9 protein-coding genes are annotated in these 13,001 nt (G+C 59.7%); 4 read left to right on the top strand and 5 right to left on the bottom strand.

All coding sequences use genetic code 11. The features are described from left to right. Positions 1–173: 173 nt before the first annotated feature. Positions 174–1,094 carry a sugar kinase gene (locus tag V6S97_RS07260; RefSeq protein WP_004430082.1) on the bottom strand — a complete coding sequence of 307 codons (921 nt, stop codon included), beginning with the start codon at positions 1,092–1,094 and terminating at the stop codon, positions 174–176. Positions 1,095–1,247: 153 nt separating this feature from the next. Here V6S97_RS07260 and bglA point away from each other — a divergent pair, with 153 nt between their 5' ends. Next, entirely contained in the window at positions 1,248–2,912 is a 1,665-nt protein-coding gene (bglA, locus tag V6S97_RS07255; RefSeq protein WP_080866350.1) for a beta-galactosidase BglA, read from the top strand. Continuing rightward, a complete protein-coding gene (gene aac(6') / locus V6S97_RS07250; RefSeq protein ID WP_111793478.1) occupies positions 2,909–3,361 on the top strand; it encodes an aminoglycoside 6'-N-acetyltransferase in 453 nt (150 codons plus the stop codon). The genes bglA and aac(6') overlap by 4 nt, the downstream gene beginning before the upstream one ends. Before the next feature lie 191 nt (positions 3,362–3,552). Here aac(6') and ade read toward each other — a convergent pair whose 3' ends face one another. Continuing rightward, entirely contained in the window at positions 3,553–5,247 is a 1,695-nt protein-coding gene (ade, locus tag V6S97_RS07245; protein ID WP_004430092.1) for an adenine deaminase, read from the bottom strand. A gap of 277 nt (positions 5,248–5,524) precedes the next feature. Here ade and V6S97_RS07240 point away from each other — a divergent pair, with 277 nt between their 5' ends. Next, positions 5,525–6,469, top strand: a complete 945-nt coding sequence (locus V6S97_RS07240; RefSeq protein WP_020011419.1) for an HD-GYP domain-containing protein — start codon at positions 5,525–5,527, stop codon at positions 6,467–6,469. Here the strand turns inward: V6S97_RS07240 and V6S97_RS07235 are convergent. Together V6S97_RS07235 and V6S97_RS07230 are read right to left on the bottom strand one after the other, a co-directional pair. Then, complete coding sequence (locus V6S97_RS07235; RefSeq protein ID WP_020011418.1) at positions 6,466–6,978, bottom strand: GNAT family N-acetyltransferase; 513 nt, start codon at positions 6,976–6,978, stop codon at positions 6,466–6,468. The genes V6S97_RS07240 and V6S97_RS07235 overlap by 4 nt on opposite strands. Further along, the gene (locus V6S97_RS07230; protein ID WP_129565613.1) at positions 6,975–9,164 is read right to left on the bottom strand and encodes an anthranilate synthase; all 2,190 of its coding nucleotides are present in this window, start codon (positions 9,162–9,164) and stop codon (positions 6,975–6,977) included. Before V6S97_RS07230 ends, V6S97_RS07235 begins: the two co-directional genes overlap by 4 nt. Positions 9,165–9,446: 282 nt before the next feature. Between V6S97_RS07230 and V6S97_RS07225 the strand changes: the two genes are divergently transcribed. Continuing rightward, on the top strand, positions 9,447–10,391 hold the full coding sequence (locus V6S97_RS07225; protein ID WP_060727448.1) for an extensin-like domain-containing protein: 945 nt from the start codon (positions 9,447–9,449) through the stop codon (positions 10,389–10,391). A 56-nt stretch (positions 10,392–10,447) separates the two neighbouring features. Here the strand turns inward: V6S97_RS07225 and V6S97_RS07220 are convergent, their stop codons facing one another. Beyond that, on the bottom strand, positions 10,448–12,688 hold the full coding sequence (locus V6S97_RS07220) for a TonB-dependent hemoglobin/transferrin/lactoferrin family receptor (protein WP_334426430.1): 2,241 nt from the start codon (positions 12,686–12,688) through the stop codon (positions 10,448–10,450). Positions 12,689–13,001 lie beyond the last annotated feature (313 nt).

The raw sequence follows: 13,001 nt of genomic DNA, 5'->3' as shown, positions 1-13,001 counted from the left end.
GCGCGGGCGAATCCCCATTGCCCGGCTTCTGTCCGTATATGCGGCGTGCGTGTTACAGGATCATGTCAGGGCTTTTGACGGCGGGGACGCGGCTGAGAGGAGGCTCTCCGCCGCGTAGACGCACGTCGGCCGGTTTCCGGTGACAAACACAGGAATGAGGGGCAGAGAAGGGTCTATCCCACCAGCGGAAGCAGCTCGGGGCTGATCAGCGCGCCGTGGTGACCGATGACGGTTGCCGCCGCCCTTGCGGCGAAGGTGGCCGCTTCCTCCGGGGAACTGCCGGTCACATAACGGGCGAGAAAAGCGCCGTTGAAACTGTCGCCGGCGCTTGTCGTATCCACCACGTCCACAGCCTTTTCCGCCGGGGCGTGGCTGCGGCTGCCGCCGAAATCGAGCGTCGCACCCTTGGCGCCGTCCTTGACCACGATGTTTTCGACGCCGAGTGAACGATAGCGGTCGATGGTCGCTTCAACGGAAGCATCGCCGAAATGGCTCGCCTCGTCATCGAAGCTCGGCATGACAAGCTTGGCGGCGCGCGCACCGTTGGAAATGGTCTCGAGCATGTTGTCCTTGTCCGCCCACAGGCGCGGGCGGATGTTGGGGTCGAACACCACGAGCTTGCCCGCCGCCTTGGCGCGGCGCAGTTCCGCCAGAAACGTATCGACATCATGCGCGGAGGCGAGAATGGCGAGCGTGATGCCGGAGAAATAGACAACATCGGCGCTTTCGACCGTTTTGCGCAGATGATCCGCGTCCGCGGCCAGCTGTCTTGCCGCGGCGGCGTTGCGCCAGTAGCTGAAGGTGCGCTCGCCATCCTTCAGGTTGATGAGGTAAAGGCCGGGAGTGCCGCCCTTGATACGGCGGATTTTTTCGGTGCCGATGCCGGCATCGGCAATGAAGGCCAGCATGTCTTCCGAAAGCGGATCGTCGCCGAGTGCGGTGAAATAATCGACCGACCAGTCTTCCGGCAGGCAGGCGCGGGCATACCAGGCGGTATTGAACGTATCGCCCGCAAAACCCTTGCGCAGCAGCCCGTCGCCGGCCTGCGACAGTTCCACCATGCATTCGCCAATCGACAGAAACCGTCCGCCCACGCTGTCATCCTCCCGTTTTTTCCAGCCATGCGGCTTACGACGAGTGCGCGCCGCTGACAAGGGCGGTTTTGGCCGTTTGTGCATGTGCGAAGTTCCGGTTTACGCGGCCGCGTCGGCTTTATATTCTCCGCTCAAACCATCAGGAGATCGCCCATGCCGCTAACCCATGCCCCGGTCCACAAACCCCAGGCGCAATCGGACTGGTGGAAGGGAGCGGTGATCTATCAGGTTTATCCGCGCTCGTTTCAGGATACGACCGGTGACGGATATGGCGATCTTGCCGGGGTGACGAAACGTCTGCCCTATATCGCCTCGCTCGGTGTCGATGCCATCTGGCTCTCGCCCTTCTTCACCTCGCCCATGGCCGATATGGGTTATGACGTTTCCGATTATTGCAATGTCGATCCGATGTTCGGCACGCTTGCCGATTTCGACGCCCTGATGGCCGAGGCGCACCGGCTGGGCTTGAAGGTCATCATCGACCAGGTCATCTCGCACACGTCAGATCAGCATCCCTGGTTCGTGGACAGCCGTGCCAGCCGCACCAACAGCAAGGCCGACTGGTATGTCTGGGCCAATCCCAAGCCGGATGGCACGGCGCCGACAAACTGGCTTTCCGTGTTCGGCGGACCGGCCTGGGAATGGGACGGCGTGCGCAAGCAATATTACATGCACAGCTTCCTCGCCTCGCAGCCGGACCTGAATTTTCACAATCCCGAGGTTCAGGATGCTCTTCTCGAAACCGTGCGCTTCTGGCTGGATCGCGGCGTGGACGGTTTCCGGCTCGATACCGTCAACCACTATTTCCACGACAAGCTTTTGCGCGACAACCCGCCGCTTTTCGACGAGGAAAGTTTTGGTCTCGATGCGTCCGACGTCAATCCCTATGGCATGCAGGATCATCTCTACGACAAGACACGGCCGGAAAACGTGGCTTTCCTGAAGCGTTTCCGCGCGCTGCTCGATGAATATGAAGGCCGCGCCACGGTGGGCGAGGTGGGTGACGGGGCTCGGTCGCTGAAGACGGTTGCGGCCTATACGTCCGGCAACGACAAGCTTAACATGTGCTACACCTTCGATCTGCTGGGACCGGATTTCAGCGCCAAACACTTACGCGGTTCGGTCGAGACCTTCGGCAAGGTGGTAACGGATGGCTGGGTCTGCTGGGCCTTTTCCAACCATGACGTGGTGCGACACCTCAGCCGGTTTTCCGAAGGTACTGAAGAACAGACACGGGTTGCGAAGCTCGCCATCTGTGTCCTCGCCAGCCTGCGCGGCTCCATCTGCCTTTATCAGGGCGAGGAGCTGGGTTTGACCGAGGCCGAACTTGCCTTCGAGGATTTGCGCGATCCCTACGGCATCCGCTTCTGGCCCGCCTTTAAGGGCCGTGACGGGTGCCGCACGCCGATGGTGTGGGAGACCGGCAAGCCGAATGCCGGCTTTTCAAGCGCTGAAAAGCCCTGGTTGCCGGTGCCCTATGTCCATGCCATGCAGGCCGTGGATGCGCAGGAGCGCAAGCCGGATTCGGTTCTGAACCACTATCGTGCGGTTTTGTCTTTCCGCAAAGGTCACGGCGCGCTGCGCGATGGGGACATGCACTTCATCAAGACCAATCTCGATGTGCTGGCCTTCACGCGCCAGAAGGGCGACGAAAAACTGCTGTTCGTTTTCAACCTGACGCGCGAGGCCCTGGAATTTCCGATACCGAAAGGCATGCGGGTCACGGATATCCTGCCGATGCCGGGTTTCGCGCCGCTGTTCGATGCGGGGATTGTCAAGCTCGATGGGCTGGATGTGTTTTGCGGGACAGTTGTATGAGCGGTCCATTCGTCATCGGAAACGCTGCCGACTATCGGGATGACTGGTGTCTTTTGCGACACCGCCTGTGGCCGGATACCACGCCTGACGAACATAGGGCGGAGTTGCAGGACGTCTCCGACGCCGGGGCTGGATTTATTGTCCACGATCCGGCGGGAGCGGCCATTGGTTTTGCCGAGGTCAGTCTGCGGCGGGATTACGTCAACGGCTGCGACACGTCGCCCGTGGCGTTTCTCGAGGGAATTTATGTCGAGGAGACGTTTCGCAGACAGGGCGTTGCCGCAGCGCTCGTGGTCGAAGTAACCCGCTGGGCCATCAGCCAGGGCGTCAGCGAATTCGCATCCGATGCCGATATTGCAAATGTCGATTCCCATCGCATGCATGCGGCGCTGGGATTTGAGGAAACGGAGCGGGTGGTTTATTTCCGCAAGCTTCTGCCTTCGGATTGAGGGGCAGAGGCACAGCAGATGCTTCCCTCATTCCTGTGCTTGTCACAGGAATCTAGCCAGCCCAAGTCGTTGGGCTGAAAAGACTCTCTCGCCGCGCAGACGCGCGTCGACTGGATTCCTGCGACAAGCACAGGAATGAGGCTGGCGTTTCATGCGTGTTTCCCGTCTTCCGCCGAGGCATTTTCCGCCAATCAGATCAGCGCAAACCGATCCACATCCACCATGCCCATATCCGAAATCTTCAAATGCGGAATGACGGGTAGCGGCAGGAAGGCCACTTGCAGGAAGGGTTCTTCCAGCGTCGTGCCGAGCGCATAGGCTGCTTTTCTGAGTGTGTGCAGCGTATCGCGAACGGTCTCATAGGGTTCGAGGCTCATCAGCCCGGCCACGGGCAAAGCGATCTCGCCGGTGACCCTGCCGTCTTCCACCACCACGAAACCGCCCTTGATTTCGCCGAGCCGGTTGGCGGCCAGCGCCATGTCGTCCTCGTTGACACCGACGACGCAGATATTGTGGCTGTCATGGCCGACGGTTGAGGCGATCGCGCCCTTCTTCAGGCCGAAGCCCTGAACGAAACCATTGGCGTGGTTGCCGTTCCTGCCATGGCGTTCGATGACGGCAACCTTGATGATGTCGTTCTCAAGATCGACGGTGGTCTGGTTGCCATCCGTCGGCAGCTTGTAGCGGCGGTGCTCGGTAATGATCTTGCCGGGAAGCACGCCCATGACCGGGCTTTCGCCCTCCGTGACCGGCACGCCGAAATGGGCCGCCAGCACCGGCCTTGCCTTGACGCTGTCGAGACCGACGGGTGCAACTGGTTTGCGCGTGGCAAACAGGGCGTCATCGACGATCCGGCCGCCGGAAAGCACCATGCTGGCCTTGCAGTTCTGCAGGCTGTCGACGACCACGAGATCGGCGCGCCAGCCCGGTGCAACGAGACCACGATCGCGCAGACCGAAGGCCTTGGCGGCGGAAATCGAGGCGGCGCGGTAGATGGCGAGCGGCTCGACGCCGCTGGCGATCGCCGTGCGGATCATATAGTCGAGATGGCCCTGTTCGGCGATATCGAGCGGGTTGCGATCATCGGTGCAGAGCGCCAGATAGGGCGACAGTCGCTCGGTTATGATTGGCATCAGGGCGTGCAGGTCCTTCGAGACCGAGCCTTCGCGCACCAGAATATGCATGCCCTTGCGGATTTTCTCCAACGCCTCCGGGGCGCTGGTGCATTCATGTTCGGTGCGGATGCCGGCGGCGAGATAACCGTTCAGCGCCGTTCCGGACAGAAGTGGCGCGTGCCCGTCGATATGCTGGCCCTGGAAGGCCTCGAGCTTTGCCATGCACACCGGGTCCTTGTGGATGACGCCGGGAAAATTCATGAATTCGGCAAGGCCGATGACCTTCGGATGATCGCGGAATGGCAGCAGCTTTTCGATCGGCAGATCGGCGCCTGATGTTTCCAGATGGGTCGCGGGCACGCAGGAGGAGAGCTGCACGCGAATGTCCATGATGGTTTCCATGGCGCTGTCGAGGAAGAACTGAAGCCCCTCAACACCGAGAACATTGGCGATCTCGTGCGGGTCGCAGATGGCGGTGGTAACGCCATAGGGCAGAACGCAGCGGTCGAATTCGTGCGGTGTCACCAGTGACGATTCGATGTGGAGATGCGTATCGATGAAACCCGGAACGACGATTTTTCCGGAAATGTCGATTTCCTGTCGGCCCTTGTAGTTCTCGCAGGTGCCGACGATGGTGTCGCCGCAGATGGCGATATCCGACGCGACGAGTTCTCCGGTAACAAGGTCGAAGAAGCGTCCGCCCTTAAGAACCATGTCCGCCGGTTCACGGCCCGTACCCTGATCGATGCGCGTTTCAAGTCTGGAATTCATGCGGGTTTCTTCGGCTCCTGGTTTGCGTCGTATGCGATAGTTTTCACTATTTACATTCTAAGGTTGTTTCTTGGTCTATTTGGATTGATTCTTTGGGTTTTAAATATATCCGGAGTAAAAAATTTTCATATTTGTGTTATCTAATCTTTCGAGGTTCAAGTTTAGGCAAATTGGGAAGGCTTGACTTCACCTTTGTAGTTTAACCGGTTACACGCCGGCATTTTTACGAATTACGGTTTCAGGCTATCATTCCCGGGAAGGAAAATAAAAGCATCTGATGCTCAAACGAATTTCCACCCAGCAACTGACGCTTGGCATGTTTATCGAAGCGGTCGAAGGAACGCTGTCGAACCAGGGATTTTTAAAGCGGCACCGCTTTCTTTTGCGGCACGAGGAATTAATGCGTCAATTGAAATTGAGCGGCGCCGAAAGCATTGTTATCAACACCGCCAAGGGACACGACACCGAAGGCGGCAGGCGTTCTGCGGCCGTTTCGCCGCCATTGGGCAATTGCCCGGAAACCGTCGCCGCCGTTACCCATGCCGTACGCTCGGCCGCCGATACCATTGCCGAAACCTTTGCCGCCGCCGAAGCTGGCGGCAATGTCTCGCTGAAGGGCATGGCTGCCGCGGCCGGCAAGATTTCCGATGCCGTCCAGTCCAACCCGGCGATATTCATCGGCGTCACCCGCCTGAAATCGAAAGACGAAACAACGTTTGTGCACTCGGTCTCCGTCAGCGGCCTGATGATTCTTTTCGGTAATTATCTCGGGCTCGACAGGGGAACGGTCAATCTGCTCGGCATCAGCGGGTTGCTGCACGATATCGGCAAGGTGGAAATCCCCTCTTCGATCCTCAACAAGGCGGAAGGATTGAGCGCCAGCGAGCGGGAGATCATCAATCTTCACCCGGCATTCGGCCGGGATATATTGTCACGCAACGCACAGATGCCCGAGATGGTGCTCGATGTCTGCTTCAATCATCATGAGCGGATGGATGGCGGCGGTTATCCGAGCGGCCGTGCAGGCAGCGAGATCAGCCTTTACGCCCGTATCGCGGCGGTCTGCGATGTCTATGACGCCGTGACCTCGGTCAGGCCCTACAAGAAGCCGTGGACGGCGAATGAAGCGCTGACGTGGATGCTGCGCCGGGAGGGGCACTTCGACATGCAGCTTCTGAAGAAATTCGCCCTGTGTATTTCGGCGTCGCTGCCGAGGGGTTAGCTGCCGAAGATGATCGCCATGTTGAGGCTGTCGATGTGACGCCCGTCGATCAGGACGGCGTCACGGCCCCGGCCTTCATGCACGAACCCGATCTTTTCATAAAGCGCAATTGCTCTCGCATTGTCCGCATGCACGTTTAGCTCGACACGGTGCAGCCCGCATTGACGGGCGGCATCGAGTGTCCGCCGCATCAGCCGCGCGCCAAGTCCCTTGTCACGATAGGCGGGCAGGATGCCCATGCCGAGCGTGCCGCAATGGGCGCGGGTTGCTCTGCTCTGGCGGCGAATATCGCACCAGCCGGCCACCTCGCCATCCGCAATCGCCACGAATTGCGGATGGTCGTTTTCGATCATGTCGAGAACGAAGGCGCGAACCGAATCGAGCGGCGGCGCCTCCAGGAAGCTCAGATATTTCCGCTCGCGCGATACCGCATCGAGAGCACGGTGAAAGCTTTCAACGTGCTCCGCCCGGATGGGTTCGATGCTGATGGCGTCGGTAGCCACCATCATGCCGCCTTGGTTTTCGCCTTGCGGGTCAGATGCACCACGACATTCTCGATCATGCGCATGCCGGCGTCCTGGCCGAGCGTCATGATCGATTCCGGGTGGAACTGAACGGCGGCCACCGGTTCCTTGGCGTGTTCGATGCCCATGATCGTGCCGTCCTCGCTTTCCGCGGTGATGATGAAATCACGCGGCAGGGTGGCGGGGTCGGCGAAGATCGAGTGGTAACGGCCGACGGTTACTTCCTTGCCGAGACCGGAGAAGACGAGGCCGGGTTCCAGCACGCGGATGCGCGAAGGCTTGCCGTGCATCGGCACCGCAAGCTGGCGCAGCTCGCCGCCATAGGCTTCCGCCAGCGCCTGAAGGCCAAGGCAGACGCCGAAGATCGGCAGGTCACGGGCGCGGGCGGCCTTGATTGTCGCCTTGCAGTCGAAATCCGTCGGGCTGCCGGGTCCGGGTGAAAGTACGACCAGATCTGGCTGGAAGCGATCGAACACGTCTGCGGCGACAGGCGTTCTGACGGTGGAAACCGTGGCACCCGTCTGGCGGAAATAATTCGCCAGCGTGTGCACGAAACTGTCCTCGTGATCGACGAGCAGGATCTTGACGCCGTTGCCAACCTTGGCGGCATCGCGCTTGGTGGCAGCGGAGTTGGTGCCCTTGGCATCGCGAATGGCTGATATCATGGCGGAGGCCTTGAGTTCGGTTTCTGCTTCTTCTTCCTGCGGATTGGAATCGTTGAGCAGCGTCGCACCGGCGCGCACTTCTGCGATGCCGTCCTTGATGCGGATGGTGCGCAGCGTCAGGCCGGTATTCATGTCGCCGTTGAAGCCGACCATGCCGATCGCGCCGCCATACCAGGCGCGCGGGCTCTTTTCATGGCCTTCGATGAAGCGCATGGCCCACAGCTTGGGTGCACCGGTGACGGTGACGGCCCATGCGTGGCTGAGGAAGCCGTCAAAGGCGTCCATATCGTCGCGCAGGCGACCCTCGATGTGGTCGACCGTGTGGATGAGGCGCGAATACATCTCGATCTGGCGACGACCGATGACCTTCACCGAACCTGGCTCGCAGACGCGGCTCTTGTCGTTGCGGTCCACATCCGAGCACATGGTCAGCTCGGATTCGTCCTTTTTCGAGTTGAGCAGTTTCAGGATCTGCTCGCTATCAGCAATCGGGTCGTCACCGCGCTTGATGGTGCCTGAGATCGGGCAGGTCTCGATGCGGCGGCCGGAGACGCGCACGAACATTTCCGGCGACGCGCCGACCAGATATTCCTGGTGGCCGAGATTGATGAAGAAGGAATAGGGCGAGGGATTGATCGCCTTCAGGCGGCGCGAAATCGCTGATGGATTGCTTTCGCAGCGCTCCATGAACTTCTGGCCGGGAACGACCTCGAACAGATCGCCGCGGCGGAAGCTTTCCTTGGCCTTCACGACAAGTTCGGAATATTCGCCGGGACGGTGATCGCCCTTGGGCGGGATCGTGTCGGTGGTCTTGAACGGCTCGGGTGTGATTTCGGAGGACTTGCCGTCCGTCGTCGCGCCGGCCTTTTCGAAATCGTAACGGTCGATCCAGGCCTTGGCGGAATAATGGTCAACGACGAGGATTTCATCGGGCAGGAACAGCACCATGTCGCGCTGGTCTTCCGGCCGCGCCAGCGACAGCTTGATGGCGTCGAACTGGAAAGCGAGATCGTAACCGAAAGCGCCGAACAGGCCGATTGCCGAATCCGCATTCGAATAGAAAAGGTCGACGATGGCGCGCAGCGCAGTGAAGACGGTCGGGATTTTCGAACGTTCTTCCTCAGTGAAGACGCGGTCCGGTTCGTTGACGGTGAGATCGAGGCGGCGTGTGGTGGAAGCGCCAAGCGTGAGATCGGGCGTCGCCTTCAGCTTTTCGGTGATGAAGCCAAGCAGCACTTCGCCACGGCCATTATAGGCCTCGATCCACATCTTGCGGCCAAAACAGGAGATACCGAGCGGCGGATCGATGATGGCCGTATCCCAGCGGGTGTAACGGCCGGGATATTCATAGTTGGACGAGAAGACCGCGCCGCGATGGGAATCGAGCTTTTCGATATAATTATCGATGGCGTTGGCATAATCGGCGGGCCGGCGCTTTCGGCTGACCTTGATGCCGCCTTTCGTCTCGTAGGTTTCCGCTCCGTCATCCTGAATGATTGTTACCATTTCTTTCGTACTTCCTGTTGTTCAGGCCCGATGACAGGCGGCAAAATAACAAAAAAGCCGCCTGAAAATTCGGGCGGCTTGGACTTTGTCTGAAGACATGACTGGTCAAGGCCGCGAAAAGCTGCCCCACCACCAGTTAGCAATGTTCTTAGACACGATATTCATGGGAAAATTGTTAGCGTGCACGATCCGCCTTGGCAAGCGGATTTCGGCAAGGGAGTGAACCTTACCGGCCGCCGCTGCGTTGCTCTCCTGCCGAAACGGTCAGGAGTGCCCCGAAAAATGCTTCATCGCCTGTGTCTTCTGGTAGCTACCTTCGCATTGATTTCCGCCTCTGAACCGCCGGCGCAGGTACCGGTGCCGCAGCCAAAACCGGGCGAGGGGCAATCCTCCACCCCCTCTGAAAAACCATCGGACGAGATGCCGCAAAGCCCGGCGGAAGCGCCGAAACCGACCCCTAAACCGCAGCGCCCGGAAGAGCAGAAACCGGACGCGAAGCCGCAGGCTTCGGAGGAGCAGAAAACGGATGATGAAAAGACACCCGCAGATAAAGGTTCCGATGACGCCAGAAAGGAAGGCGAGGGCAAGGACGACGGGGAGCGTAAGAAGCCCGGTGACGAGGCGGCCAAACCCGACGAGAAACCACCGGAGCCGGTGAAACCGGAAGATCCGGCCGCACTTCAGGCATGCCTTGGCGCGTTGAAGGAGATCGGCGCTGAGTTCAAGCAGCTTGAGCCGATCCGCGATGCGGAGCAGGGGTGCGGCATCGAAGCGCCTCTCGAGCTTTCCGTGGTCCTGCCCGGCATCAAGCTGGAACCATCGGGAACCATGCGTTGCGAAACCGCGCTTGCGCTTTCCCGCTGGACCAAGGAGATGATGTTGCCGGCGGCGGCTCTCGCTTTGCCGGAGAAAAAGGTGACGGCCATTGCCAATGCCTCGACCTATATCTGCCGCAACCGCAACAGCGCGGAAAACGGCAAGATTTCCGAACATGCCAAGGGCAATGCCGTGGATATTTCCACCATTTCCTTCGATAAGGGTGAGCCGCTGGTGATGAAGCCGCGGGTCGAGGACGGGACGCCGGAAGGCGCTTTCCAGCGCACGATTACGGCCGCCGCCTGCCTGTTCTTCCGCACGGTTCTTTCGCCCGGCAGCGACGCGACCCATCAGGATCACCTGCATCTCGACGTGCTGGAACGCAAGGGCAGCTATCTCTATTGCCGCTGACAAAAAAGGGGCGACCCGAAGGCCGCCCCGACTGGAGATGATATTTCCGCCCGGATTTAGAATTTCTGGGTCAGGGAGATTTTGAAGGTGCGGCCTGCTTCCGTATAGAAATCGACGGGCTGGTTGACGGTGCTGACGGAATTCGGGTTCACGTCGCGGACGCCGACCCCATTCCAGTATTTCCTGTCGAACAGGTTGTAGATACCGGCCTGGATGCGCAGGCCCTTGGTCTGTTCCGGCTCCCACCAGCCGGTCAGGTTGAACACGCCGTAGCCAGGGGCATCGAAGGTGTTGGCCACCCTGTCGTCACGCATGCCGGACGAGAAGACGCCGGTCAGTTCCGTACCCCAGACATCCTGCGCATAACCGACGCCGAGGACGGACTTGAACGGCGCGACCGTGCGAATGAACTCGTTGGTATCGGTGTCCTTGCCATAGGCGTAGGCAAGCGAGGCATGGGCGAAGAAGCCGTTTGCGAGATCCTTGCGGACCTTGGCTTCGACACCGGAGATTTCGACATTGTTGCGGTTGCGATAGGTGAAGAGCGATCCGTTGCCCCTGCCGCCGAAGCCGGGGAACAGGGTGGTCGAGGTCGTGTATTGCTCGATGAAGTTCTTGTACTTGTTGTGGAACAGCGTCAGGCTTCCCGTCAGGTCGCCGGAGGCATAGTTCGCGCCGATTTCGAAACCATTGCTGGTCTCGGGGTTGAGGGCGGAATTGCCGACAACAGCGTAACCGGAGCTGATGTTGGAGAAGTTCAGGTACAGTTCGTTGATCGTCGGGGCACGATAGGCCATCGACCATTGTGCGAAGAGCTGCAGTTCCGGGGTGATGTCGTAAGTTGCAAGAAGCTTTGGCGAGAAGCGCGAGCCGCTGTTGCCGCTCGGCAGGCCGAAGGTTCTGTAGCCGCCATTGCTGGAAACCGAACCGTCAGGGTCGTAGTCGTAGGAATCGAAGCGCAGGCCAGGGGTAAGACGGAAGCCGTTGCCGAAGGCGATTTCGTCATCGAGATAAAGGCCGAGGCTCTTGCCGCTCACGTCAGGCATGTCCGATTGCGAAGACGAGGTCGATCCGGCCGTATTGGCGAACAGTTCCTGGCTGAAATCGGTCGTCATGGCGTTGCCGCCGAAGCGGACTGTGTGCTGCACGCCGCCAAGCTCGAAACCGGATTCGAGGCCGCCGACGATGCCGAATGCGCTATTGCGCATGCTGTCTTCGCGAATATAGAGCGAATTGTTGGTCAGGCGGTCGCCCGCGCCGGACTCCTTGGAAAGGCGCGTCCAGTAAAGCGAAAGATTGGCGGCGTCGATCACGCCGTCGGTCGAGGGCGCCTCGTATTCATAGTCGAGCGATACGCGGTCACGCTCGGTATCCTCGTAACCCCGGTAGTCGCCGATTCGGTAGGTCGATCCCGATACGCTGACGCCCTGCAGGGTCTTCATGTCACTGCGGTCTCTCAGCGAATAACGCTCGGCCGTCAGCCCGATGCGGTGGCCACCTTCAAGATCCTGGCGGATCTTGAACATCAGGTTGCTTTCATAGGTATCGGCGGGGTTGGGCTTGGTGCGGCGCGTTCCGTAGACGTCGGCCGTACCCTTGTTGTCCGTCTCGTTGCCGCGCTTGTAGGAACCCTGGAACAGGACCGAGGTGTTCTCGATCTTTTTGGCGACGGCGATCGATCCGCCGACACTTCTGTCTTCGCTGTCATAGGTGGTCTTGGCCACACCACCCCAGTCCCTGCCTTCGCCGATCAGGTCTTCCGGCTCGAGCGTGCGCAGCACGAGCGCGCCGCCGAGAGCACCGGAGCCGATGCGGCTGGAATCGGCGCCGCGCACCACGTCAACAGTCGAAAGCGAGGAAAAATCGAAGCTCGAATTCGTATCACTGAGAGTGGTGGTGGCCTGGCCCTGGCGGGCGAAATTGTTGAAGTAGGGAACAGGAATATTATCGATCAAAGTGACGACGCGCGCGCCGCCGAGGCCGCGAATGAACAATCCGCCGGGCCTGCCGGGCTTGGCATCCACGTAATCGACGCCCGGTTCCGTGCTATTGCCGAGGTCCTTGATGCTGGCGATGTCCTTCTTGCGGATGTCTTCCGCTGTGGTCTGGCTTGCCAGCGGCGTGTCGGCGACGGCATTGGCGCTTTTGACACGCTTGCCCTTGACCACGATCTTTTCAAGCGTGGTGGTGCCGTCCGCCTGCGAAGCGGCATCCCGCGCCCGTGCAGGGCCGGCAAGCGGCAGGAGAGAGATGGCAGTGCACAGAAGCAACGCGGATTGCGTGCGCGAAATGGACATGAAGTACCCCCAGGTAGGCGCGCGAATGGGCCACGGCGTGCCAAAGCACGCCGCGTTTGCCGCCGCGGCTGAAACTGTTTTGATTGTTACGGGCGAGCCGATAAGCGAGGACTAAAAAACATGATGATAACTGTCAACATATTATATATGACTTTTTACATCATGTTTTAAAGCATAACGGTATGTTGCAAAAATACGACGCTTATCCCCAGCGGAGTCCGGCTGGTGAATGGGTGCGAAAACGCCGCGATACGGTCAAAGTCCCGACATTGCCGCTTGCTAGGATATTCGCAGCCAGTTTACATGGCGAAAC

It is taken from the genome of Agrobacterium sp. CCNWLW155 (genome assembly GCF_036888815.1).
In the GTDB taxonomy this organism is placed as follows: domain Bacteria; phylum Pseudomonadota; class Alphaproteobacteria; order Rhizobiales; family Rhizobiaceae; genus Agrobacterium; species Agrobacterium radiobacter.
The sequence above is the reverse complement of the archived record's forward strand: the minus strand, read 5'-3'. Positions and strand labels throughout refer to the sequence as shown.

What these genes read in the sequence shown, in the direction of transcription:
- bglA (WP_080866350.1), top strand. Translation starts at nt 1,248, where the DNA reads ATGCCGCTAACCCATGCCCCGGTCCACAAACCCCAGGCGCAATCGGAC.
- ade (WP_004430092.1), bottom strand. Translation starts at nt 5,247, where the DNA reads ATGAATTCCAGACTTGAAACGCGCATCGATCAGGGTACGGGCCGTGAA.
- V6S97_RS07240 (WP_020011419.1), top strand. Translation starts at nt 5,525, where the DNA reads ATGCTCAAACGAATTTCCACCCAGCAACTGACGCTTGGCATGTTTATC.
- V6S97_RS07235 (WP_020011418.1), bottom strand. Translation starts at nt 6,978, where the DNA reads ATGATGGTGGCTACCGACGCCATCAGCATCGAACCCATCCGGGCGGAG.
- V6S97_RS07230 (WP_129565613.1), bottom strand. Translation starts at nt 9,164, where the DNA reads ATGGTAACAATCATTCAGGATGACGGAGCGGAAACCTACGAGACGAAA.
- V6S97_RS07225 (WP_060727448.1), top strand. Translation starts at nt 9,447, where the DNA reads ATGCTTCATCGCCTGTGTCTTCTGGTAGCTACCTTCGCATTGATTTCC.
- V6S97_RS07220 (WP_334426430.1), bottom strand. Translation starts at nt 12,688, where the DNA reads ATGTCCATTTCGCGCACGCAATCCGCGTTGCTTCTGTGCACTGCCATC.